This is a genomic window from Nonomuraea sp. NPDC049684 (assembly GCF_044465345.1).
GTDB lineage: Bacteria > Actinomycetota > Actinomycetes > Streptosporangiales > Streptosporangiaceae > Nonomuraea.
Genome location: NZ_JBITLO010000008.1, coordinates 324,408 through 344,610, shown reverse-complemented (window position 1 = coordinate 344,610; position 20,203 = coordinate 324,408). Strand labels below are relative to the sequence as shown.

Sequence of the window (20,203 nt, the reverse complement as noted above, 5' to 3'; positions counted from 1 at the left end):
GGGCGCGACCACATCACGGGGCACTCAGACTCCTCACGTTCGAGTCCAGATCCCCCCAGTGTATCCAGGCTGTGGACCCGGACTCGCTCGGGCCGTCTCAGACGATCACCAGGGAGTGCAGGTCGACGGCCGGCAGCCGCTCGCGTCCCTTGAGAAACGCCAGCTCCATCAGCACCGCGATGCCGACCACGTGCGCGCCGGCCCGCTCGACGAGCTCGATGGTGGCCTTGGCCGTGCCGCCGGTCGCCAGCACGTCGTCGACGATGAGCACCCGGTCGCCGGGCGCGAAGGCGTCGCGGTGCACCTCGATGGTGGCCGAGCCGTACTCCAGGTCGTAGGACTCCTCCAGCGTCGCGGCCGGCAGCTTGCCCTTCTTGCGCACCGGGACGAACCCGGCCGCCGCCCGGTAGGCCACCGGCGCGGCCAGGATGAAGCCCCTGGCCTCGATGCCGACGATCTTGTCCACCTCGGTGAGGCCGGCCAGCTCGTCCACCACGGCCGCCATCGCGACGGGGTCGCCGAGCAGCGGGGTGATGTCCTTGAACAGCACGCCGGGCTTGGGATAGTCGGGGACGTCCCTGATCCGGTCCAGGATCAACTGGCTGAGCTCGCTCATCGTGCTTCCATCGCCTTCCTCGTGGGTGCCGCGCTCCATGATGGCCTACTCCGGACCCTCCTCGGACCGCAGGACGTCCCGGACGGCCTGTGACGGGCCTGAGACGCCCGCCGGGACAGGCCCGGCACAGGGAACCCCGCGGCCCTCCTCCGGCGCCGCAAGGCCCCTCTGAACGCGACGGCGCCCCCGCCCTGACGGACGGGGGCGCCGGGACGAGCCGCGGACGCGGGCTCAGCCCTTCGCTACGGCTGCGCTTTTGGAACCCTTCGCCCCCTTGCCGGTGGTGGAGGCGAGCCGGCGCGCGATGGCCTGGTACTTCGGCTCCCGCTCCTTGAGCGTGACCAGCATCGGCGTGGCCACGCACAGGGACGAGTAGGTGCCGACGATCATGCCGACGAACAGGGCCAGCGACAGGTCCTTCAGCGTGCCCGCGCCGAGCAGCGTGGTGCCGATGAACAGGATCGCCGCCACCGGCAGGATCGCGACCAGCGAGGTGTTCAGCGACCGGATCAGCGTGTGGTTGAGCGCGTTGTTGGCCGCCATCGAGTACGTCATCTTGGAGGTCGTGCCCAGCTTGGCCGTGACCTCCTTGATCATGTCGAACACCACGACCGCGTCGTAGAGCGAGTACCCGAGGATGGTCAGGAAGCCCAGCAGCGTCGCCGGCGTGACCTCGAAGCCCGACCAGGCGTAGACGCCGGCGGTGATGACGAGGTCGTGGATGAGCGCGACGATCGCCGACAACGCCATCTTCGGCTCGAACGCCATCGACAGGTACAGGATGATCGCGAGCATGAAGACGCCCAGGCCGATCCAGGCCTTCTGGGAGACCTCACCGCCCCAGGAGGCGCCGATCGACTGGACGCTGACGTCCTTGACCGGGACCTTGTACTCCTTGGCGATCGTGGTCTGCATCTGGTTGAGCGTCGACTCGGTCAGGGTCTCGGTGGTGACCCGCCAGTTGTCGCGGGCCCGCTGCACGATCACCTGGTGGGCGCCCTGCGTGCGGAAGTCCTCGCGGACCTCCTCGACGGTGCCGCTGCTGGCCGGGAAGGTGAAGACCGTCCCGCCCTTGAACTCGACGCCCAGGTTGAGCCCGTTGAACAGGATGCCGGCCAGGGAGACGAGCAGCAGCAGGCCGGACAGGCTGTACCAGAGCCTCCACTTGCCGACGAAGTCGACATCGATCTCGCCGCGGTAGAGGCGACGCCCCAGTCCCATCTCAGGCCTCCTGCGGAGTGGTCGTGGCGGCCGGCTCGGTGCTCATGCGCTCTGCGTCGAGGCCGGACAGCGGGTGCCCCTTGGCGAAGAACTTCAGCCTCGCCAGCAGGGCGATGAACGGCTTGGTGAACAGGAACACCACCACGATGTCGATCAGCGTGGTCAGGCCCATCGCGAAGGCGAACCCGGCCACACCGCCCACCGCCAGGAAGTACAGGACGATGGCGGCGATGAACATGACGGCGTCGGCGATCAGGATCGTGCGCCGGGCACGGACCCAGGCCACCTCGACGGCCGCGCGAAGCGTCCGCCGACCTTCCTTCATCTCATCACGTATGCGTTCGAAATACACGATGAAGGAGTCGGCGGTGATGCCGATCGAGACCACCAGGCCGATGATGTGCGGCAGCGAGAGCCGGAAGCCGGCGTTGTGGCCGAGCACGACCACCGCCGTGTACGTCAGGATCGAGGCCACGACGAGGCTCAGCACCGCGACGATGCCGAGGCCGCGGTAGTACAGCAGCGAGTAGACGACCACCAGGCCGAGGCCGATGATGCCCGCGATCAGGCCGCCTTCGAGCTGGTCGGCGCCGAGCGTCGAGGACACGGTGTCGATCGAGCTGCGCTGGAACTTCAGCGGGAGGGCGCCGTACTTGAGCTGGTCGGCCAGGTTGGTGGCGCTGACCTGGTCGAAGCCGCCGGTGATCTCGGCGCGGCCGCCGGGGATCGGGCTGATGATGTTGGGGGCCGTGATGACCACGCCGTCGAGGACGACCGCCACCTTGTTGCGCGGCTCCTGGGCGTTGTAGGCGGTGGTGGTGAGCTTGCTCCACTCGCCCGCGCCCTTGCTCTTGAAGTCGAGCTGGACGATCCACTCCACGGTGCCCTGGCGCACGCCCGCCGAGGCGGTGTCGATGTCGGTGCCGACGACCTTGGCGACGTCGAGGACGTACTTGTAGCTGCCGTCGGTCTCGCAGGCCGCGTACTGCTTGTTGGGGTCGTCCTGGACGCCCTGGCCGCGGTTCTTGGGGTCGGCGCAGTCGAGCTTGTGGAACTGCTGCAGCACCGCGGGGTCGATGCCCTGCGTGTTGATGCCGGCGTTGGGGTCCTGGTTCGGCTGCGTGGGCGGCGTGCTCGGCGACGGCGTCGGCGTGGCGTTCTTGCCCTTGGTGTTCTGCTTCTGGCCCGTCTGGTTCTGGTTCTGGGCCGTCTGGTCGCGACCGGTCTGCGTGGCCTCGGGCGTGGCGCCCGGCGTCGGCGCGGTCAGCGCGGACGACAGCGCCTTGCCCGTCGGGGACGCGCTCGGCGTGGTCGCCGACTGCGTGCCGGACGGCTTGCCCGACGGCCTGGCCGACGAGGACGGCTTGGCGGACGGCGAGGCGCCCGGCGTGGGCGCCTCGGTGGTCAGGTTCTGCGGGACCTGCGTGGCCTCCATGGCGAGCACCTGGCGGAAGCGCAGCTCCGCCGTGGTGGCGACCAGCTTGATGGCCTCGCTCTGTCCGACGCCCGGGATGGAGATGATGATGTTGTCGCCGGACTTGGCGACCTCCGCGTCGGAGATGCCGGTGCCGTTGACCCGGTCGCGGATGATGTTGACCGCGCGGTCGAGGATCTCTTCAGGCGGAGACTGACCGGACTGGGTCACGGGTGACAACGTCACCGTCGTTCCGCCGGCGAGGTCGAGTCCCAGCTTGGGCGTGAACGCCTTCTGCAGGAACATCGTCCCGCCCAGGGCGAGGATGAGCGCCAGCAGCACCAAGAGCGTGCGCCCTGGTCGGCTGTGGCGGCTGGTCGGTCGGGCCACTGGTCGTCGATTCTCTCAGATAGGGGTTTGTCGCAGAGCTTAGTCAGGACTGCTTGCTGCTGGAGCCCTGATCGCCGTTGGGCTCGACGGTCGCGTCGGACTCCTTGGCGTCACCGTCGGCCAGGTCGGTCGTGGCCGGCTCGTCGGCCACCACCGGGGCGTCACCGGGCTGGACCACACGGCCGATGGCCGCCTTGACCCAGCGCGTCTCGATGCCGGGCGCGACCTCCAGCACGACGTCCTCGTTGTCCACCGCGACGACCGTGGCGAACAGGCCGGTCGTGGTCATGACGCGGGCGCCCGGGGTCAAGGAGTTCTGCATCTGCTGCGCTTCCTGCTGGCGCTTGCGCTGCGGACGGATCAGCAGGAAGTAGAACACCACCACCAGAAGGATCAGCGGCAGGATGCTTCCGAGTTGTCCCATGTCCATAGGGGCGACCTTCCATAGTCGTTCAAGAATTTGACACCGGCCTCGCGCCGGAAATTCCGTTGCGTAGCTCTCGGGCCGCGCCGCTCAGCCCGTCAGCCTACACAGCCAGCCAAGCCACGGAGTGTAGGCGCTTGTTATGAAACGCGGCAACGAGGCAGCGATTCGGCGCGCGGGGAAGTTCCCGATTTGAAATGGTTGCAACCGTTTCGTGATCACGGTGAAACGGCGGCCCCGAAAGCGTCCGGCGGCGGTGTCATACCCATGTGTGTCCAGGCGGAAGCGGTCGCGACCCGGCCGCGCGGGGTCCTGGCCAGCAGCCCCTGACGGACGAGGAACGGCTCGGCCACCACTTCGACGGTCTCGGGCTCCTCCCCCACGGCCACGGCGAGGGTGGAAAGGCCGACGGGACCGCCGCCGAACTTGCGCAGCAGCACCCCGAGCACCGCCCGGTCGAGCCGGTCGAGCCCTTCGGCGTCGACTTCGTAAAGATTGAGCGCCGCCGAGGCGATGTCCCGGTCGATCACGCCGCCCGCGCGCACGTCGGCGAAGTCGCGGACGCGGCGCAGCAGCCGGTTGGCGATGCGGGGCGTGCCGCGCGAGCGCCGGGCGATCTCGTGGGCGCCCTCCTCCGGCAGGACGACGCCGAGCAGCCGCGCCGACCGGTGGAGCACCTGCTCCAGCTCGCCGACCTCGTAGAAGTCCATGTGGGCGGTGAACCCGAACCGGTCGCGCAGCGGCGCCGGCAGCAGCCCGGCCCGCGTGGTGGCGCCGACCAGCGTGAACGGCGCGATGTCGAGCGGGATCGCGGTCGCGCCCGGCCCCTTGCCCACGACGATGTCGACCCGGAAGTCCTCCATGGCCAGGTAGAGCATCTCCTCGGCGGGCCTGGCCATGCGGTGGATCTCGTCGATGAACAGCACCTCGCCCTCCGTCAGCGTGGACAGGATGGCGGCGAGGTCGCCGGCCCGCTCAAGGGCGGGGCCTGAGGTGATGCGGAGCGGCATGTTGAGCTCGGCCGCGATGATCATGGCCAGGGTGGTCTTGCCCAGGCCCGGCGACCCGCTCATCAGCACGTGGTCGGGCGGACGCTGCCGGCGCATGGCGCTCTCCAGCACCAGGGAGAGCTGCTCGCGCACCCGGCCCTGGCCGATGAACTCGCCCAGCCGCTTGGGCCGCAGCGCCGCCTCGATCTGCAGCTCGTCGCCGCCGGCGTCGGCGGAGACCAGCTCGCGCTCATAGTCCATGGCCACCGCTCCTTCCCGCGCGCCGGGGCGTCGTCTCGAACTTCATGATCATCTCACGCTGAGGGACCGCAGCGCGGCCTTCAGCAGCGCGGCCACCTGCGGCTGGCGACCGGCGGCGAGGTCGGCCTCGGCCTCGGGCGCGACCCCGGCCACGGCCTCGTCGGCGTCTTTGCTCGAATAGCCCAGGCCCACCAGGCCGGAATGCACCTGCTCGCGCCACAGGGCGGCGCGCCGCTCCCCGCCGATCGCCGCGTTGACGGCCTCCTCGGGGGTGCCGAGCCGGTCCTTCAGCTCCAGGACGATGCGCTGGGCGCCCTTCTGCCCGATGCCCGGCACCCGCGTGAGCGCCTTGAGGTCGGCGGCGGCCACGGCCACCCGCAGCGCGTTGGGCGTGTGGACGGCGAGCATCGCCAGCGCCAGCTTGGGGCCGACGCCGCTGGCCGTCTGCAGCATCTCGAAGACGGCCCGCTCGTCGTCGCCGGCGAAGCCGTAGAGGGTCAGCGACTCCTCGCGCACCACCAGCGACGTGGCCAGCCTGGCCTGCTCGCCCACGCGCAGCGTGGCCAGCGTGCCGGGGGTGCAGTGGGCGAGGATGCCGACGCCCCCGACCTCGATCACGGCCCCGTCGGGCGCGACCGACGCCACCCTGCCCGCCACCGACGCGATCACGACTCGATCTCCTTCTTCACGAACTCCACGAACGCCACGAACTCCATGAAACGGTCGGCCCGTGCCTGCCGCACGGGTCAGCGCCCCTTGCCGGCGCGGGCCATGGCCTCGGCCAGCCGGTGCTGGGCGCCGCCGCGCCAGATGTGGCAGATGGCCAGGGCCAGCGCGTCGGCGGCGTCGGCCGGCTTGGGCATCTCGGCCAGCCGCAGCAACCGGGTGATCATCGTGCCGACCTGCTTCTTGTCGGCCGTGCCGCTGCCGGTGACGGCGGCCTTGACCTCCGAGGGCGTGTGCAGCGCGACGGGCAGCCCGCGCCGGGCCGCGCACAGCACGGCGATCCCGGCCGCCTGCGCGGTGCCCATGACCGTGCGGACGTTGTGCTGGGCGAAGACGCGCTCCACGGCCACGGCGTCGGGACGGACCTCGTCGAGCCACCGCTCGATGCCGGCCTCGATGCCGACCAGCCGGGTGCCGAGCTCCTCGCCGGAACCCGTGCGCACCACCCCGACGGCCACCAGCGACAGCGGCGCGCCCGGCCGGCCCTCGACCGCGCCCAGGCCGCACCGGGTCAGCCCCGGATCGACGCCCATCACCCGCACCGGCTTGCCTCCCGCGCCGCCGAACATCTGTTCGGCACGAGACTCTACCCCGGCTGAGCTGGCCGCGCACCGTGAATCGCCCGCCGCGAACGGCGGGCGGGCCCGTCAGAAGTAGTCGAGCATGTACGGCTTGGCGGCGAAGGCCGTGTCGAGCAGCTCGTCGTGACGGTCGTCGCCGGACATCAGGCCGGTCCTGCGCAGCGTCGCGGTGGGCACGCCCGCGTACAGGGCGGAGAAGCCGCCCACGCTAAGCGCCGCGCCCCCGCCGCCCCCGCCGCCCCCGCCCCCGCCGCCGCCGTCGGCCGGGACGGCCGTGCCGGAGCCGCCGGAGAACTCCAGCCGGTAGGAGCCGCCGCCGCGCAGCGGGTCGTCCACGCTGACCACGGCCCCGCCCGTGACGGCGGCGGGGAATCCCCTGCGCTCCACGGCCGCGGCCACGTCGAGCACCCGCAACATCCAGCGCACCTGCGTGACGTGGTCGGTCGAGCGCTCGCCGAGCAGCCACAGCACCGGGTCGTCGGGGGCGACCGGCGCGGTGACCTTCCTGGCGATGGACGACGAGCTGCCCACCATCGACCACAGCGCCCTGGCCGTCTCCCCCGACCCGGCGACCAGGTTCTCGACGTGCATGTCGTCGCCGTTCCAGCGGTAGACGAGGTAGCCGTCGGGGGCCAGGTAGAGGAAGTCGTCCTCGTTGGACAGCCAGACGCGCCAGGCGTTCTCGTCCCAGGCGACGGGGCCGCTGGAGCGGGCCGCCGCGTGCGTCCGGTGGAGCAGGGAGAGGACCTCGGCGGCGTCGCCGGGGCCCATCCTGCGCAGCTCGACCTCGCCGGACGGCCGGATGCGGCGCAGCGACTCGGCGGGCAGCGTGATCATGTGCCGGGCTCCGGCGTGCTCGTAGCCGAGCGAGCGGTACAGGGGCGTGGTGGCCGGGTAGAGCGCCGAGACGGCGTCGCCGTGGGCGGCGGCGCGGTCGATGACGGCGCGCATGATGGCGGTGCCGACGCCGTGGCCGCGATCCTCCGGGTTGACGGTGACCCCCGCGACGCCGGCCATGGGCTGCGGACGGCCGTGCCACCACTGGGTGAAGCCGCGCAGCCGGGCCGAGGCGGCGAGCCTGCCGCCCTCGAACGCGCCCAGGTAGCGGCCCTCGCCGAGCGTGGGCGTCACGGTGTGGCGCCACCGCTCGGCCTCCGCGCCGGAGATCGGGCCGAAGGAGCGTTTACGCAGGTCGAGAACGTCGTCGAGGTCGTCGGGGGTGAGATCGCGAATTTCCACAACCCCTCAACCTACGGGCTGGTACGGGCGGGTCGCGAACCGTTTACGCTGATGGCGAGCCTGTCGAGGTACCGGAGCTGGGCGGCCACGACCGCGGCCAGCGCGACGGCGACGACGACCAGCGGGGTGCTCGCGCCGACGTCGGGGACGTCGTGGAAGCCGCCGAGCCGGCCCAGCTGCGTGACGGGCACGGTGAACAGCTCCGGGCTCTGGGCCACCAGCAGCGGCCAGAGCACGTCCTGGGCGTTGACCAGCGTGACGGCGCCGGCCAGCACGCCCGCCATGGGCAGCGACGGCAGCAGGACGCCGCCGAAGAAGTCCCTGTCGTCGCGCTCGGCCAGCCCCTTGCACAGCAGCGTCAGCACCAGCAGCGCCGGGACGCTGACCAGCAGCGGCGGGAACAGGGCGAAGAAGGTGTCCACGAGGCGCAGGTTGCGCATGTTCTGCCAGTCGGCCACGCCGAGGGGCCCGGTGCCGACGAACAGCCAGGGGGCGAACGGCAGCAGCAGCCATTCGCTGCGCGCGCCCAGGGGACGCAGGCCGCCGATGCCGAGGGCGGCCAGGTAGGCGACGCCGACCGACACCAGCGCGCCGGCCACGGCCGGGATCCACGTGTTGACCTGCGCGCGCAGCCCGCCGGAGCCGGCGCCGTCGCCGCCCGCGAGCACGCCGGAGATCCACGGCCAGGCGCAGACCAGCCCGACGGCCACCACCAGCACCAGCGCGACGACGCCGACGACGGCGCCACCGCCGCCGGCCCGCGCGGGCCCGGAGCCCGGGTCGGGGAACGCTCCACGCCGATCCCGCTTCGGCAGCAGGGTGACACGGAGGCGGGCGGCCACCGCGACGACCACCGCGACGATGCCGAGCCCGCCGAGAAGCACGCCCGTCAGGGCCGCGACGGCCGCCCCAGGGCCGAACTGGGCCATTCTGAAGGCGAAGTCGTACTGGAGGCCCGCGAGGGTCTGTGTGGCGCGCTCAGGGCCTCCCCGGGTGAGCGCCATGCCGATCGAGAACGCCTGCGCCCCCACGGCGATGGTCGCCAGCGCCACCAGCACCCCCACCACGAGCGTGGCGCGCCCGGCGGTGCCGCCGCGCAGCGCGGGCAGGAACGCCGTCAGCGCCAGCGCGCACACCATCCCGAAGGTGGCGGCCACGACGACGAGCCGCAGCGTCCCCGGGGCCGTGGCGGGGTCCCGCAGGCCCTCGACCAGGGTGGCGAGGCCCGGACCGTCGGGCGACGTCCCGCGCAGCCAGGCCGCCGCCACGCCGATCGGCGAGAACGTGACGATCGCCAGCGACATCGCGACCAGGCCCGCGCGCCGCACCACGGGGCCGCCGCGGTCGAGCGCCAGGGCGAGCAGCGGCCCCACGACCACGGCCACCAGCAGCGGCCCCACGGTCAGCGAGAGCGTGAAGCCCAGCGCCCGCCAGAAGTCCTCCCCGCCCAGCACCTTGCCGTAGTTGTCCAGGCCCACGAACCTGCTCGGCTGCAGCACGCCGCCGCTGTGCAGGCTGAGCACGATCGTCTGGACCGTCGGCAGGACCAGCGTGATCAGGGTGCCGAGCAGCGCGGGCACGGCCAGCAGCCAGCCCAGCGCGCGGTAGGGCGCCGGGGGCCGGGCGACCGGGGGCATGGGGACCGGGGTCGGTGGGATGGGGGAATTCACGTCGCCCGACCCTAGCCGCGTCGGGGCGCGGGCGCACGCGTAACGGCCGGGTGGGCATTTGGTGTCGAACACCCCCGGGCCCGGCAAGTGCCCGGCAAGTGCCAGGTCAAGGGCGGAAACCGGCCCCGGAAAAGGGCGAAGGCCCGGAGTCGCCCCCGGGCCCTCGGTGGCGCGGGGTCAGTCCAGGGCGGCCAGGACGTCGTCGGAGACGTCGAAGTTGGCGTAGACGTTCTGGACGTCGTCGCTGTCCTCCAGCGCGTCGATCAGGCGGAACACCTTCTTGGCGCCCTCCTCGTCGAGCGGCACGCTCATCGTCGGCAGGAAGCTCGACTCGGCCGAGTCGTAGTCGATGCCCGCCTCCTGCAGCGCCTTGCGGACCGGCACGAGGTCGCCGGCCTCGGAGACGACCTCGAAGGAGTCGCCCATGTCGTTGACCTCTTCGGCGCCCGCGTCGAGCACGGCCATCAGGACGGTGTCCTCGTCGAGGCCGTTCTTGGGCACGATCACGACGCCCTTGCGGTTGAACATGTACGACACCGAGCCCGGGTCGGCCAGCGAGCCGCCGTTGCGGGTCAGCGCGACGCGGACCTCGGAGGCGGCGCGGTTGCGGTTGTCGGTGAGGCACTCGATGAGCACCGCGACGCCGCCGGGCGCGTAGCCCTCGTACATGATGGTCTGCCAGTCGGCGCCGCCGGCCTCCAGGCCGCCGCCGCGCTTGCGCGCCCGCTCGATGTTGTCGTTGGGCACGGAGTTCTTCTTGGCCTTGAAGATGGCGTCGAAGAGTGTGGGGTTGGCGTCCGGGTCAGGGCCACCGGTCCGTGCCGCCACCTCGATGTTCTTGATGAGCTTCGCGAACAGCTTGCCGCGCTTGGCGTCGAGCGCGGCCTTCTTGTGCTTCGTCGTCGCCCATTTGGAGTGGCCGGACATTACCTAGAGCTCCCTCACCATGTCTACGAAGTAACGGTGCACGCGCGTGTCCCCGGTCAGCTCGGGGTGGAACGAGGTCGCGAGCAACGGCCCTTGACGGACCGCGACGATCCTATCCCCAGGCTCGGCCGTGCCCAGCACCTGAACGTCGGCGCCGACCGATTCCACCCACGGAGCACGGATGAACACAGCGTGTACGCGTCCGCCCGCGAAGTCCAGGTCCGACTCGAACGAGTCCACCTGGCGGCCGAAGGCGTTGCGCCTGACCACCATGTCGATGCCGCCGATGGTCTGCTGGCCCTCGATGCCGTCCTCGATGCGGTCGGCCAGCATGATCATGCCGGCGCACGAGCCGTAGGCGGGCAGGCCCTCCTTGATCCGCATCCGCAGCGGTTCCAGCATGTCGAAGGTGTCGGCGAGCTTCCACATGGTGGTCGACTCGCCGCCGGGGATCACCAGGCCGTCGACCGCGTCGAGCTCGGCGGGGCGGCGCACGGCGACGGCCGACGCGCCGGCCTCCTGGAGCATGCGCGCATGCTCGCGCACGTCCCCCTGGAGAGCGAGTACACCGATCGTGGGCACAGCGATCCTTCCGTCAAGGTCCGGTTTCCGACAATTCAACACCATGATGGCCCGGCATCTTCCTGCCAGAGCACTCTGGCGTAAAAGCCCGGTCAGGCGACGGCCTGGACGGCGTCCACGCGGGCCAGGGCGCTCAGGTGGTGGCGGCGGGCGTACAGGAAGGCCATGCCGATCGCGCAGCAGGCGGCGCCGACGACGTACGGGACGGCGATGCCGATCTCCTCGCCGAGCTTGGTCGCGACGAACGGCGCCAGCGCGCCGCCCATCCAGCGCACGAAGTTGTACCCGGCCGAGGCGACGGGCCTCGGGGCGTCGGAGACCTCCATGGCCGACTCGGTGAAGACGGTGTTGTTCAGCCCGATCGGGATGCCGGACAGGACGGTGAACACGATGATCCCGGTGTGCGCCCCGGCCGTCCCCGACACGGCGATGCCGACCTGGAAGATCGCGAGCAGGCCCAGGGCCAGGTGCAGCACGTTCACCGAGCCGATCCTGCGCTGCAGCGGCGGCGCGCCGAACACCGAGGCCAGCGCCACGCAGACGCCCCAGCCGAAGAACACCGCGCCGATGCCGTACGGCGACATGTGCAGGATGAACGGGGTGAAGGCGAGGATCGTGAAGAAGGCGAAGTTGTAGAACAGGGCGGTGAAGGCGGTCGTGGACAGCCCGCCGTGGGCCAGGGCCCGGATGGGGGCGCTGAGCCTGGTCCTGACCGCGGGTTTCGGCCCCGTCCTGAGCAGGGTGGCGATCAGCACGAAACCGGCGGCCATCAGGGTGGCGGTGCCGAAGAACGGCGCCCGCCAGTTCCAGTCGCCGAGCAGCGCGCCGACCAGCGGGCCGGCGGAGATGCCGAGACCGAGCGCGGCCTCGTACAGGATGATGGCCGACTCCGCGCCGCCGCTGGCCGCGCCGACGATGACGGCCAGCGCGGTGGCCACGAACAGGGCGTTGCCGAGACCCCAGCCGGCGCGGAAGCCGACGAGCTCGGCGACGCTGCCGGAGGTGCCGGCCAGCGCGGCGAACACCACGACCAGCGCCAGCCCGGCCAGCAGTGTGCGTTTGCCGCCGATGCGGCTGGAGACCCAGCCGGTGATCAGCATGGCCACGGCGGTGACCAGGAAGTAGCTGGTGAACAGCAGGGACACCTGGCTGGGCGTGGCGTGCAGCCCTTGGGCGATGGAGGGCAGGATGGGGTCGACGAGGCCGATGCCCATGAAGGCCACGACCGCGGCGAACGCGGTGGCCCAGACGGACATCGGCTGGCGCAGGATTCCGCCGCCGGTTTGCATGTTGTCCCCTTACTGGGTGGTTCTGTCGATGCCGAGCTTGGCCAGGACGGGCAGCGCCGCGGCGAGCACGTCGCGCTCGTCGTCGGTGAGCGCGGCCAGGTCCTGGGCGAGGCGGGCGATCCTGGCCCGGCGCACGGCGTGCAGCCGGTCGCGGCCCTCGCCGGTGAGCTCGACCGTCCTGACGCGGGCGTCGGCCGGGTCGGAGCCGCGCGCCACCAGGCCCGCGTACTCCAGCCGGTTGATCTGCACGGTCATGGTGGGCAACTGGACGGCGTGCTCCTCGGCCAGCTCGGTCATCCGGCGCGGGCCGTGTTCGAGCGAGCCGAGCACGGCGTACTGCTGGGTGGTGACGGGCTGGCCGGCGCTGGAGCGGCGCAGCAGCAGGACCAGGTGGCGCAGCACCTTGGAGACCTGCTCGGCCATCTGGGTGGGATCGTCCCTCATACTTAGCCCAACTAACTTAGCCTGGCTAATATTCCGGGCGAAGAAAAGGCGGCGCCCCAGCCCCCGGGGACGCCGCCTGCCTCAGGGCTACGGGCGTTCGGTCTCCAGCCGGACGGTGTCCTCCACCGTCACCTGCTTCCTGGCGCCGATCGCCGGGTCCAGCGGCCGCAGGTACGTCTGCCGCACCCCCGGCACCCGGTCCTCCACCACGAACGTCGCCCGCGTGTACGCCTGCGCCCCAGGCTCGCGCACCTGCGGCACGACCTTGAAGTCGGCCGTGAGCAGGTCGCGCTCGATCTTCGTCAGCACGTATCCGCGCTGGTTGTTGTAGAACTTCAGATGCGGGTTGATCGTCAGGTACGGATGCGTCGCCGGGTCGGAGTCCGCGCCGTCGCCGCCCGTGGTGATGGAGGTGGCCACGAGTTCCGAGCCCACGGTGGGCCCGGTCGGGTCGTCGTAGTCGAGCTTGAGGTCGCTGGCCCAGTGGGCGTGCACGTCGCCGGTCAGCACCACCGGGTTGCGGACCTCGGCGTCCACCCAGCCCTGGGTGATGCGCCGGCGGGAGGCGACGTAGCCGTCCCAGGCGTCCATCGAGGTGATCTTGGCGGGGCCGGCGTTGTTGTCGCGCTGGGCGAAGAACACCTGCTGGCCCAGGATGTCCCACTGGGCGCGCGAGCGGTGGAAGCCGTCGATCAGCCACTGCTCCTGCGCGGTGCCGGTGATCGAGCGCGCCGGGTCCACGGCGGCCGGGCAGTCGCGGTAGCCGTCGCCGCAGCCCTGGTCGTCGCGGTACTGGCGGGTGTCCATCATGTGGAAGGTGGCCATCCTGCCCCACCGGATCCGCCGGTAGAGCTGCATGTCGATGCCGCGCGGGATCGACGTGCGGCGCAGCGGCATGTTCTCGTAGTAGGCGCGGAAGGCGGCGGCGCGGCGGGCCAGGAAGTCCGGCTGGGGCACCTCCGGCTTCTCCGGCACCTCGTCGGCCCAGTTGTTGTCCAGCTCGTGGTCGTCCCAGACGACCAGCCAGGGCGCGGCGGCGTGCGCGGCCTGCAGGTCGGGGTCGGCCTTGTACTGGGCGTGCCGCTGGCGGTAGCCGGCCAGGGTCTCGGTCTCGGGGCCCTCGTGGTCGCGGACGTTGCCGCCCGGGATGGTGTAGGTGTTCTTGGTGTACTCGTACTGGTAGTCGCCCAGGTGCAGGATCAGGTCCGGGTGCTCCTCGGCCAGCCTGCGGTAGGAGGTGAACCAGCCGTGCTCGTACTGGGCGCAGGAGACGAAGGCCATCGACAGCGCGCCGCCGTAGGACAGCGGGTGCGGGGCCGTGCGCGCGCGTCCCATGGGCGAGACGTACGGGCCGACGCGGAAGCGGTACCAGTAGTCCCGGTCCGAGCTCAGCCGGTCGACCTCGACGTGCACGCTGTGCCCCCACTCCGGCACGGCGACGGCCACCCCCGACCGGACGACGCGCCGCCCGCGCTCGTCGGCGTAGACCTGCCACCGCACCGGGAACGGGCGCTGCGGCATGCCGCCGAAGCCGTCCTCGGCCAGCGGGTTCTGCGCCAGCCTGGTCCACAGCACGAACCCCTCGTGGTCGGGGTCGCCGCAGGCCACGCCGAGCGTGAACGGGTCGGTGGACAGCCCGCGCGAGGCCAGTGCCTGCGCGGGGCCGGGCTCGGCGCTCGCCGCCGTGGCGGGGATCGCCGCGGCGGCGCCCGCCGCCAGGCCGGTGACCAGGAAGTGCCGTCGGTTCAGCTGGGACACGGTGCGCTCCTCGGGACGATCAAGGGTGAGGGACGCCCGTAGCCTGACCGAGTCTCATGACAGGCCGGTGAACCGCGGACAACACGAAAGAGGCGACATCCTTCGCGAATGCCGCCTCTTACGAAGCTTTTCATCGTCACATGACGATCATGGACCTGCCGCGGGCCGCCGGCCTGCGGCGACGCGCCGGTTCACCAGCCGCGCTCGGCCAGCCGGTGCGGCTGCGGGATCTCGTCGACGTTGATGCCGACCATGGCCTCGCCGAGACCGCGCGAGACCTTGGCGACGACGTCGGCGTCGTCGTAGAACGTGGTGGCCTTGACGATGGCCGCGGCGCGCTTGGCCGGGTCGCCCGACTTGAAGATGCCCGAGCCGACGAACACGCCCTCGGCGCCGAGCTGCATCATCATGGCGGCGTCGGCCGGGGTGGCGATGCCGCCCGCGGTGAACAGCACGACCGGCAGCTTGCCGCTCCTGGCGACCTCGGCGACCAGCTCGTAGGGGGCCTGCAGCTCCTTGGCGGCCACGTACAGCTCGTCCTCGGCCAGCGTGGTGAGGCGCTTGATCTCGGCGCGGATCGTGCGCATGTGGGTGACGGCGTTGGAGACGTCGCCGGTGCCGGCCTCGCCCTTGGAGCGGATCATGGCCGCGCCCTCGGTGATGCGGCGCAGGGCCTCGCCCAGGTTGGTGGCGCCACAGACGAAGGGCACGGTGAACTGCCACTTGTCGATGTGGTTGGCGTAGTCGGCCGGGGTGAGCACCTCGGACTCGTCGACGTAGTCGACGCCGAGCGACTGCAGGACCTTGGCCTCGACGAAGTGGCCGATGCGGGCCTTGGCCATGACGGGGATCGACACGGCGGCGATGATGCCGTCGATCATGTCGGGGTCGCTCATCCTGGACACGCCGCCCTGGGCGCGGATGTCGGCGGGCACGCGCTCAAGGGCCATGACGGCGACGGCGCCGGCATCCTCAGCGATCTTGGCCTGCTCGGGGGTGACGACGTCCATGATGACGCCACCCTTGAGCATCTCGGCCATGCCGCGCTTGACGCGGGCCGTTCCGGTGACGGGGGTGCTTTCAGGCGTGCTGGACACGGTCTTCCTCACGGGCTCTCAGGGCGGACGGTAAGTTATCAAACCCATCGTAGGTCCTGATGGACCCCTCCCCCGACATGCCACGATGTCAGGATTTGCCGCTCAAGTTGTACAGAACGGTCATCTACGGGGTGACGGGCTTGCGGCTGGCGAGCGCGATCCAGACCTGGCCGGGGGCGAAGTTCATCGGCTCGCCGCTCTCAGTGGTGAACGTCGTACCGGTCTCCTCCGATTCCCGCTCCCAGTTGGCCGCGTAGGCTTTGCCGTCGCGCAGCACGACGGCCTTGCCCTTGCCGGTGGTGTGCACGAGCGGGGTGTAGCTCTGGTGGAAGTCGTGGAACTGCGAGCGCTCGGTCTTGGTGTACTGCACGACGATCGTGGGCGCGCCGAGCTGGCCGCCCTCGGCCGCCATGTCCTTCTTGCCGTCCTGCCAGATCAGCCACTGCTTCTTGGCCTCCGACCAGGCGAAGGTGAAACGCGCGGCGGGCCATCTGACGGTGTAGGACTTCTTGTCCACGCCGCCCTCGGCGGGCGCGTCGCCGAAGGTGAAGCCGATGTCCTTGGCCTCGGTGGCCTTGGGGGCGCCCGACAGCAGCTTCCTGGTGTTGGCGAACAGGTTGTAGGGGGCGTAGCGGCCGGGCTGGCGGAAGTAGGCGCCGGGGTTGCGGGTGTCGCCCACGTCGTACAGCGGGGCCTTGGCGATGAACGGCAACATCTTGGTCTGCGCGCCGGAGTAGGCGAACGCCGGCTTGCCGAACTGCGGGACGATGTGCAGGTCGGAGATGCGGGCGCTGCGCACCGGGCCCACCTTGGCCGGGATCTTCGAGGAGAAGATCGCCATGAGCCGGGTCAGGCCGGCCTCGACCTGCTCGACGTAGACGACGTCCGCGCTCTTGAGCCCGAGCTGGGGCTTGCCCGCGGCGGTGTTCTCGATCTTCACCGCGAGCACCGGCTTGAGCTCATCGAACGGCTGCCCGGTGAACGGGTGCCCCTCGGCCTTCTCGGTGGGCTCCTCGGAGGGGGCGGCGGTGGCCGCCTGCGGCGCCTTGCCGGGCGCGGGCGGCTCGTCGGACGAGCAGGCCGCGACGGGCCCCAGCACGGCCGCTCCTGCCAGAGTCACCGAGATCATCCGGGATAGCCGCACCTTGCAACAACTCCTCGCCTTTGCCCAGAAATCGGGAGAAGCTTACCGGCCTCCCCACATTTGGTCATTCAGGCGACATAGTTGCGGGCGGATTGTCATCAATCTCGAAGAATTCCGGGAACTCGGTGTGCCCAGCCAGCCGCAGCGTCCTGGCCAGCCAGCGCCGCTGCGCCGTACGGGTGACCCCGACCGCGTTGTTATAGAACCGGCGCGAATAGACCACCTTGGCCACCGCCGCGTCGAGCTCCTCCAGCAGGTCGCCGCCGCCGGGCGCCTCGGCCAGCTTCTCCCGGAAGCGCTCCTGGTCGGCCGCGGCCCGCAGCGCCCGCGACAGGTCGCTCTCGGCGTGCTCGCGCTCCTCCGGCCCGGCGATCCTGGCCTCGTGGGCGGCGGCGGCCAGCACCAGCGAGGTCGCGGGGTCGAGCAGCCGCGAGCCGGCCAGTTCGAGCACCACGGCCCGGCGCCGCATCAGAGCGGCGTCCAGCGCCTCGCGGGCCAGTTCGAGCCGGATGTGCAGGCGGTCGAGCCGGCCCGCGCGCCAGGAGATGTAGACGGCCGTGAGCACGACGACGATGCCCACGATCAGCACGATCATGGTGGATGTCACAGGGGTTCCCTACAGGAGCTCTCGGCGGGCGGTCACAGGTCTTCCTCCACCCGGCCCGCGCCGCTGGTGGTCACCGTCTCGTAGACGCGCACCACGTCGCGGGCGACGGTGGACCAGTCGTACTTCCTGACCGCCACCAGCGCCTCGGCGGCCAGTTTGGCGCGCCGCTCGGGGGCGTCGAGCAGCGCGGCGGCCTCGCGGGCGAGCGAGGCGGCGTCGCCGTTGGCGAACAGCGCGCCGGCCTGCCCCTCGCCCAGCACCTTGCGGAAGGCCGGGATGTCGCTGGCCAGCACCGTCGCCCCCGACGCCATGGCCTCGGCCAGCACGATGCCGAAGCTCTCGCCCCTTGTGTTGGGGGCGCAGAAGACGTCGACCGAGTGGTAGGCGCGGATCTTGTCGGCCTCGCTCACCATGCCGAGCACGGTGACCCGCTCGTGGAAGGGCTTGGGCACCTTGTCGTAGACGTCCTTGGCGTCGCCGGGCCCGGCGATGAGCAGCTTCAGTCCGGGACGCTCGGCGGCCAGGGCGTTGAAGGCGTCGAGCAGGATCGGCAGGCCCTTGCGCTCTTCGTCCATGCGGCCGAGGAAGCCGATCGTGGCGCCGTCGGGGCCCCAGCCGGGCAGCGGCTCGGCCTCGGTGTAGCGGGCCACGGTCACCCCGTTGGGGATCAGCACGGTGTCGCCGCCGAACTGCTCGACCAGGCTCTTGCGCGCCGCGTCGGAGACCGCGATGCGGCCGCTCAGCTTCTCCAGCGCGCTGCGCAGCAGCGGCTCGGCCACCGCGATGGCGCGCGAGCGGGTGAAGGAGGCGTGGAAGGTGGCCACGATCGGCCCCCTGGCCGCCCAGCAGGCCAGCACGCCGAGGCTCGGGATCAGCGGCTCGTGGATGTGCAGCACGTCGAAGTCGCCCGTACGCACCCAGCGCCGCACCCGCGCGGCCGACAGGAACCCGAACGACATCCGGGCCACCGACCCGTTGTAGGGCACCGGCACCGCCCGGCCGGCGCCCGTCACGTACGGGGGCAGCTCGTCGTCGTCGGCGGCGGGCGCGATGACCGAGACGTCGTGCCCCTGCGCCATCAGCGCCTGGGCCAGGTCGTCGATGTGCTGCTTGACCCCTCCGGGCATGTCCCAGGAGTAGGGGCAGACGATGCCGACCTTCATCTCGGCAGGTCCTCCAGCCAGAGCCGCTGCAACATGTGCCAGTCCTCCGGGTGCTCGGCGATGCCCTTCTCGAAGACGTCCGTCATGGCCTGGGCGACGACCGCCACCTTCTCCTGCCGGGTGCCCTCGGCGGGCACCGGGATCTCCTCGTGGATGTGGATGCCCCAGTCGTCGCCCACGAAGTAGACGGTGGCCGGCAGCAGCGCGGCGCCGGTCTGGACGGCCAGCAGCGGCGGCCCGGCCGGCACCTTGGTGGCGGCGCCGAAGAAGCGCACCTCGATGCCGCTCTTGGTCAGGTCGCGCTCGGCGGGCAGGCAGACCACGCCGCCCTTGCGGACGCGGCCGGCGAGGGTGCCGAAGTTGTGGCCGTCGCCGCCGGTGAGCGGCAGCACCTCCATGCCGAGCCCCTCGCGGAAGGCGACGTAGCGGCGGAACAGCGACTCGGGCTTCAGCCGCTCGGCGACCGTGGTGAACGGGTGGCCGACGCCGACCAGCCAGGCGCCCGCCGCGTCCCAGTTGCCCATGTGCGGCAGGGCCAGCACCACGCCCCGGCCCGTGGCCAGGGTGTCGTGGATGTGCTCGGCCCCGATGACGTGGGTGCGCCGGACGATCTCCGGCCGCGGGATCGAGGGCAGGCGGAAGACCTCGTGGAAGTAGCGGAAGTAGGAGCGCATGCCGGCCCTGCTCAGCTCGCGCAGCTCCGCGCTGCCGGCGTCGATGCCGGTGACCCTGGCCAGGTTGGACTCCAGGCGGCGCACGGACTTGCCGCGCTTGCGCCACACCCGGTCGGCCAGGAGGCGGAAGACCGCCGCCGTGGGCCGCTGGGGCAGCAGCGGGACCAGCTTCCAGCCCGCCGCGAACCCCGCCGCCACGAGGCGGTCGCCGATGGAGGTCTTCTCGCTCATCGCTCCCTCGTCTGCCGGTGGACGTGCACGACCCGCTGCACGACGGTGATGGTGGAGGCCGCCGCCAGCAGCCACATCCCGAGCGGCAGCACGTACGGCACCCCGACCCCCGAGAAGAAGGTCGCGACCAGGGCCACGACCAGCCGCTCGGGACGCTCGGCCAGCCCCACGTCCGCCGTGAGCCCGAGGCCCTCGGCCCTGGCCTTGGCGTAGGAGACCAGGGACCCGGCGACGAGGCAGGCCAGCGTCACGCCGGCCATCAGCGTGTCGCCCGCGGCGACGAAGTACAGGATCAGGCCGGCGAAGATGGCGGCGTCGGCCACCCGGTCGAGCGTGGAGTCGAGGAAGGCGCCCCAGACGGTGCCGCCCTTGCCGCCCAGCCGGGCCACGACGCCGTCGAGCAGGTCGAACAGCACGAAGACGGTGATGAGCAGCGCCCCCCAGGCCAGCTGGCCGAGCGGGAACAGGAGCAGGGCCGAGATCACCGTGCCGAGGGTGCCGATCGCCGTGACGGCGTTCGGGCCGATCCCGCGGCCGACGAGAGCCCTGCCCAGCGGGGTGAGTATCCGGGTCATGGCCGGTCGCAGGAGTTTGAGCATCGCGGTCCGATCGTAGGCCATCACGTGAGCGGCCACTTTCTTTGCCCCGCACCCCTTGTGATATTCGCCACAGGGGTATTTGGTGAACACACCGCGTCCATGCGGTTCCTGACACCCTCCGCGCGGGCGCGGCGTTGGATGCACCGACGACGTGGGA

20 protein-coding genes are annotated in these 20,203 nt (G+C 71.3%); all 20 read right to left on the bottom strand.

Going from position 1 to position 20,203, the window contains the following annotated elements:
- Positions 1–97: 97 nt before the first annotated feature.
- The gene (locus ACIBST_RS26285) at positions 98–616 is read right to left on the bottom strand and encodes an adenine phosphoribosyltransferase (protein WP_364340890.1); all 519 of its coding nucleotides are present in this window, start codon (positions 614–616) and stop codon (positions 98–100) included.
- Between the two features lie 231 nt (positions 617–847).
- On the bottom strand, positions 848–1,837 hold the full coding sequence (secF, locus tag ACIBST_RS26280) for a protein translocase subunit SecF (RefSeq protein WP_397175345.1): 990 nt from the start codon (positions 1,835–1,837) through the stop codon (positions 848–850).
- Position 1,838: 1 nt separating this feature from the next.
- The gene (secD, locus tag ACIBST_RS26275; RefSeq protein WP_397175466.1) at positions 1,839–3,593 is read right to left on the bottom strand and encodes a protein translocase subunit SecD; all 1,755 of its coding nucleotides are present in this window, start codon (positions 3,591–3,593) and stop codon (positions 1,839–1,841) included.
- Positions 3,594–3,684: 91 nt separating this feature from the next.
- Positions 3,685–4,071 (bottom strand): preprotein translocase subunit YajC, encoded by a 387-nt coding sequence (gene yajC / locus ACIBST_RS26270; RefSeq protein WP_397175343.1) that lies wholly within the window; start codon positions 4,069–4,071, stop codon positions 3,685–3,687.
- A 212-nt stretch (positions 4,072–4,283) separates the two neighbouring features.
- Positions 4,284–5,315, bottom strand: a complete 1,032-nt coding sequence (gene ruvB / locus ACIBST_RS26265; RefSeq protein ID WP_397175341.1) for a Holliday junction branch migration DNA helicase RuvB — start codon at positions 5,313–5,315, stop codon at positions 4,284–4,286.
- Between the two features lie 48 nt (positions 5,316–5,363).
- Positions 5,364–5,984, bottom strand: coding sequence for a Holliday junction branch migration protein RuvA (ruvA, locus tag ACIBST_RS26260; protein WP_358285749.1), 621 nt, complete (start codon positions 5,982–5,984; stop codon positions 5,364–5,366).
- A 77-nt stretch (positions 5,985–6,061) separates the two neighbouring features.
- A complete protein-coding gene (ruvC, locus tag ACIBST_RS26255; protein WP_397175465.1) occupies positions 6,062–6,583 on the bottom strand; it encodes a crossover junction endodeoxyribonuclease RuvC in 522 nt (173 codons plus the stop codon).
- Positions 6,584–6,688: 105 nt separating this feature from the next.
- Complete coding sequence (gene eis / locus ACIBST_RS26250) at positions 6,689–7,861, bottom strand: enhanced intracellular survival protein Eis (RefSeq protein WP_397175340.1); 1,173 nt, start codon at positions 7,859–7,861, stop codon at positions 6,689–6,691.
- 11 nt (positions 7,862–7,872) lie between these two features.
- Positions 7,873–9,531 (bottom strand): carbohydrate ABC transporter permease, encoded by a 1,659-nt coding sequence (locus ACIBST_RS26245; protein ID WP_397175338.1) that lies wholly within the window; start codon positions 9,529–9,531, stop codon positions 7,873–7,875.
- Between the two features lie 177 nt (positions 9,532–9,708).
- Positions 9,709–10,458, bottom strand: coding sequence for a YebC/PmpR family DNA-binding transcriptional regulator (locus ACIBST_RS26240; RefSeq protein ID WP_352322550.1), 750 nt, complete (start codon positions 10,456–10,458; stop codon positions 9,709–9,711).
- A 3-nt stretch (positions 10,459–10,461) separates the two neighbouring features.
- Entirely contained in the window at positions 10,462–11,085 is a 624-nt protein-coding gene (gene pdxT, locus ACIBST_RS26235) for a pyridoxal 5'-phosphate synthase glutaminase subunit PdxT (protein WP_397175336.1), read from the bottom strand.
- Positions 11,086–11,132: 47 nt separating this feature from the next.
- The gene (locus ACIBST_RS26230) at positions 11,133–12,329 is read right to left on the bottom strand and encodes an MFS transporter (RefSeq protein ID WP_397175334.1); all 1,197 of its coding nucleotides are present in this window, start codon (positions 12,327–12,329) and stop codon (positions 11,133–11,135) included.
- A 9-nt stretch (positions 12,330–12,338) separates the two neighbouring features.
- Positions 12,339–12,773: a MarR family transcriptional regulator gene (locus ACIBST_RS26225; protein WP_352361412.1), complete on the bottom strand. Its 435-nt coding sequence runs from the start codon at positions 12,771–12,773 to the stop codon at positions 12,339–12,341.
- An 87-nt stretch (positions 12,774–12,860) separates the two neighbouring features.
- Complete coding sequence (locus tag ACIBST_RS26220) at positions 12,861–14,531, bottom strand: alkaline phosphatase D family protein (RefSeq protein WP_397175332.1); 1,671 nt, start codon at positions 14,529–14,531, stop codon at positions 12,861–12,863.
- A 191-nt stretch (positions 14,532–14,722) separates the two neighbouring features.
- Complete coding sequence (gene pdxS / locus ACIBST_RS26215; RefSeq protein WP_358285734.1) at positions 14,723–15,640, bottom strand: pyridoxal 5'-phosphate synthase lyase subunit PdxS; 918 nt, start codon at positions 15,638–15,640, stop codon at positions 14,723–14,725.
- Between the two features lie 112 nt (positions 15,641–15,752).
- Positions 15,753–16,757 (bottom strand): DUF3048 domain-containing protein, encoded by a 1,005-nt coding sequence (locus ACIBST_RS26210; protein WP_397175330.1) that lies wholly within the window; start codon positions 16,755–16,757, stop codon positions 15,753–15,755.
- 79 nt (positions 16,758–16,836) lie between these two features.
- Positions 16,837–17,379 (bottom strand): hypothetical protein, encoded by a 543-nt coding sequence (locus ACIBST_RS26205; protein ID WP_352322557.1) that lies wholly within the window; start codon positions 17,377–17,379, stop codon positions 16,837–16,839.
- Between the two features lie 32 nt (positions 17,380–17,411).
- Positions 17,412–18,542 carry a glycosyltransferase family 4 protein gene (locus ACIBST_RS26200; protein ID WP_397175327.1) on the bottom strand — a complete coding sequence of 377 codons (1,131 nt, stop codon included), beginning with the start codon at positions 18,540–18,542 and terminating at the stop codon, positions 17,412–17,414.
- Positions 18,539–19,447 (bottom strand): phosphatidylinositol mannoside acyltransferase, encoded by a 909-nt coding sequence (locus ACIBST_RS26195; RefSeq protein ID WP_397175326.1) that lies wholly within the window; start codon positions 19,445–19,447, stop codon positions 18,539–18,541. The genes ACIBST_RS26200 and ACIBST_RS26195 overlap by 4 nt, the downstream gene beginning before the upstream one ends.
- A complete protein-coding gene (gene pgsA, locus ACIBST_RS26190) occupies positions 19,444–20,046 on the bottom strand; it encodes a phosphatidylinositol phosphate synthase (protein ID WP_397175324.1) in 603 nt (200 codons plus the stop codon). Before pgsA ends, ACIBST_RS26195 begins: the two co-directional genes overlap by 4 nt.
- Positions 20,047–20,203: the final 157 nt, after the last annotated feature.

Excerpts from the sequence above, each read along its gene's own strand:
- ACIBST_RS26285 (WP_364340890.1), bottom strand. The coding sequence starts at position 616 with ATGAGCGAGCTCAGCCAGTTGATCCTGGACCGGATCAGGGACGTCCCC.
- secF (WP_397175345.1), bottom strand. The coding sequence starts at position 1,837 with ATGGGACTGGGGCGTCGCCTCTACCGCGGCGAGATCGATGTCGACTTC.
- yajC (WP_397175343.1), bottom strand. The coding sequence starts at position 4,071 with ATGGACATGGGACAACTCGGAAGCATCCTGCCGCTGATCCTTCTGGTG.
- ruvB (WP_397175341.1), bottom strand. The coding sequence starts at position 5,315 with ATGGACTATGAGCGCGAGCTGGTCTCCGCCGACGCCGGCGGCGACGAG.
- ACIBST_RS26240 (WP_352322550.1), bottom strand. The coding sequence starts at position 10,458 with ATGTCCGGCCACTCCAAATGGGCGACGACGAAGCACAAGAAGGCCGCG.
- pdxT (WP_397175336.1), bottom strand. The coding sequence starts at position 11,085 with ATGGTGTTGAATTGTCGGAAACCGGACCTTGACGGAAGGATCGCTGTG.
- ACIBST_RS26230 (WP_397175334.1), bottom strand. The coding sequence starts at position 12,329 with ATGCAAACCGGCGGCGGAATCCTGCGCCAGCCGATGTCCGTCTGGGCC.
- ACIBST_RS26225 (WP_352361412.1), bottom strand. The coding sequence starts at position 12,773 with ATGAGGGACGATCCCACCCAGATGGCCGAGCAGGTCTCCAAGGTGCTG.
- ACIBST_RS26210 (WP_397175330.1), bottom strand. The coding sequence starts at position 16,757 with ATGATCTCGGTGACTCTGGCAGGAGCGGCCGTGCTGGGGCCCGTCGCG.
- ACIBST_RS26200 (WP_397175327.1), bottom strand. The coding sequence starts at position 18,542 with ATGAAGGTCGGCATCGTCTGCCCCTACTCCTGGGACATGCCCGGAGGG.
- ACIBST_RS26195 (WP_397175326.1), bottom strand. The coding sequence starts at position 19,447 with ATGAGCGAGAAGACCTCCATCGGCGACCGCCTCGTGGCGGCGGGGTTC.
- pgsA (WP_397175324.1), bottom strand. The coding sequence starts at position 20,046 with ATGCTCAAACTCCTGCGACCGGCCATGACCCGGATACTCACCCCGCTG.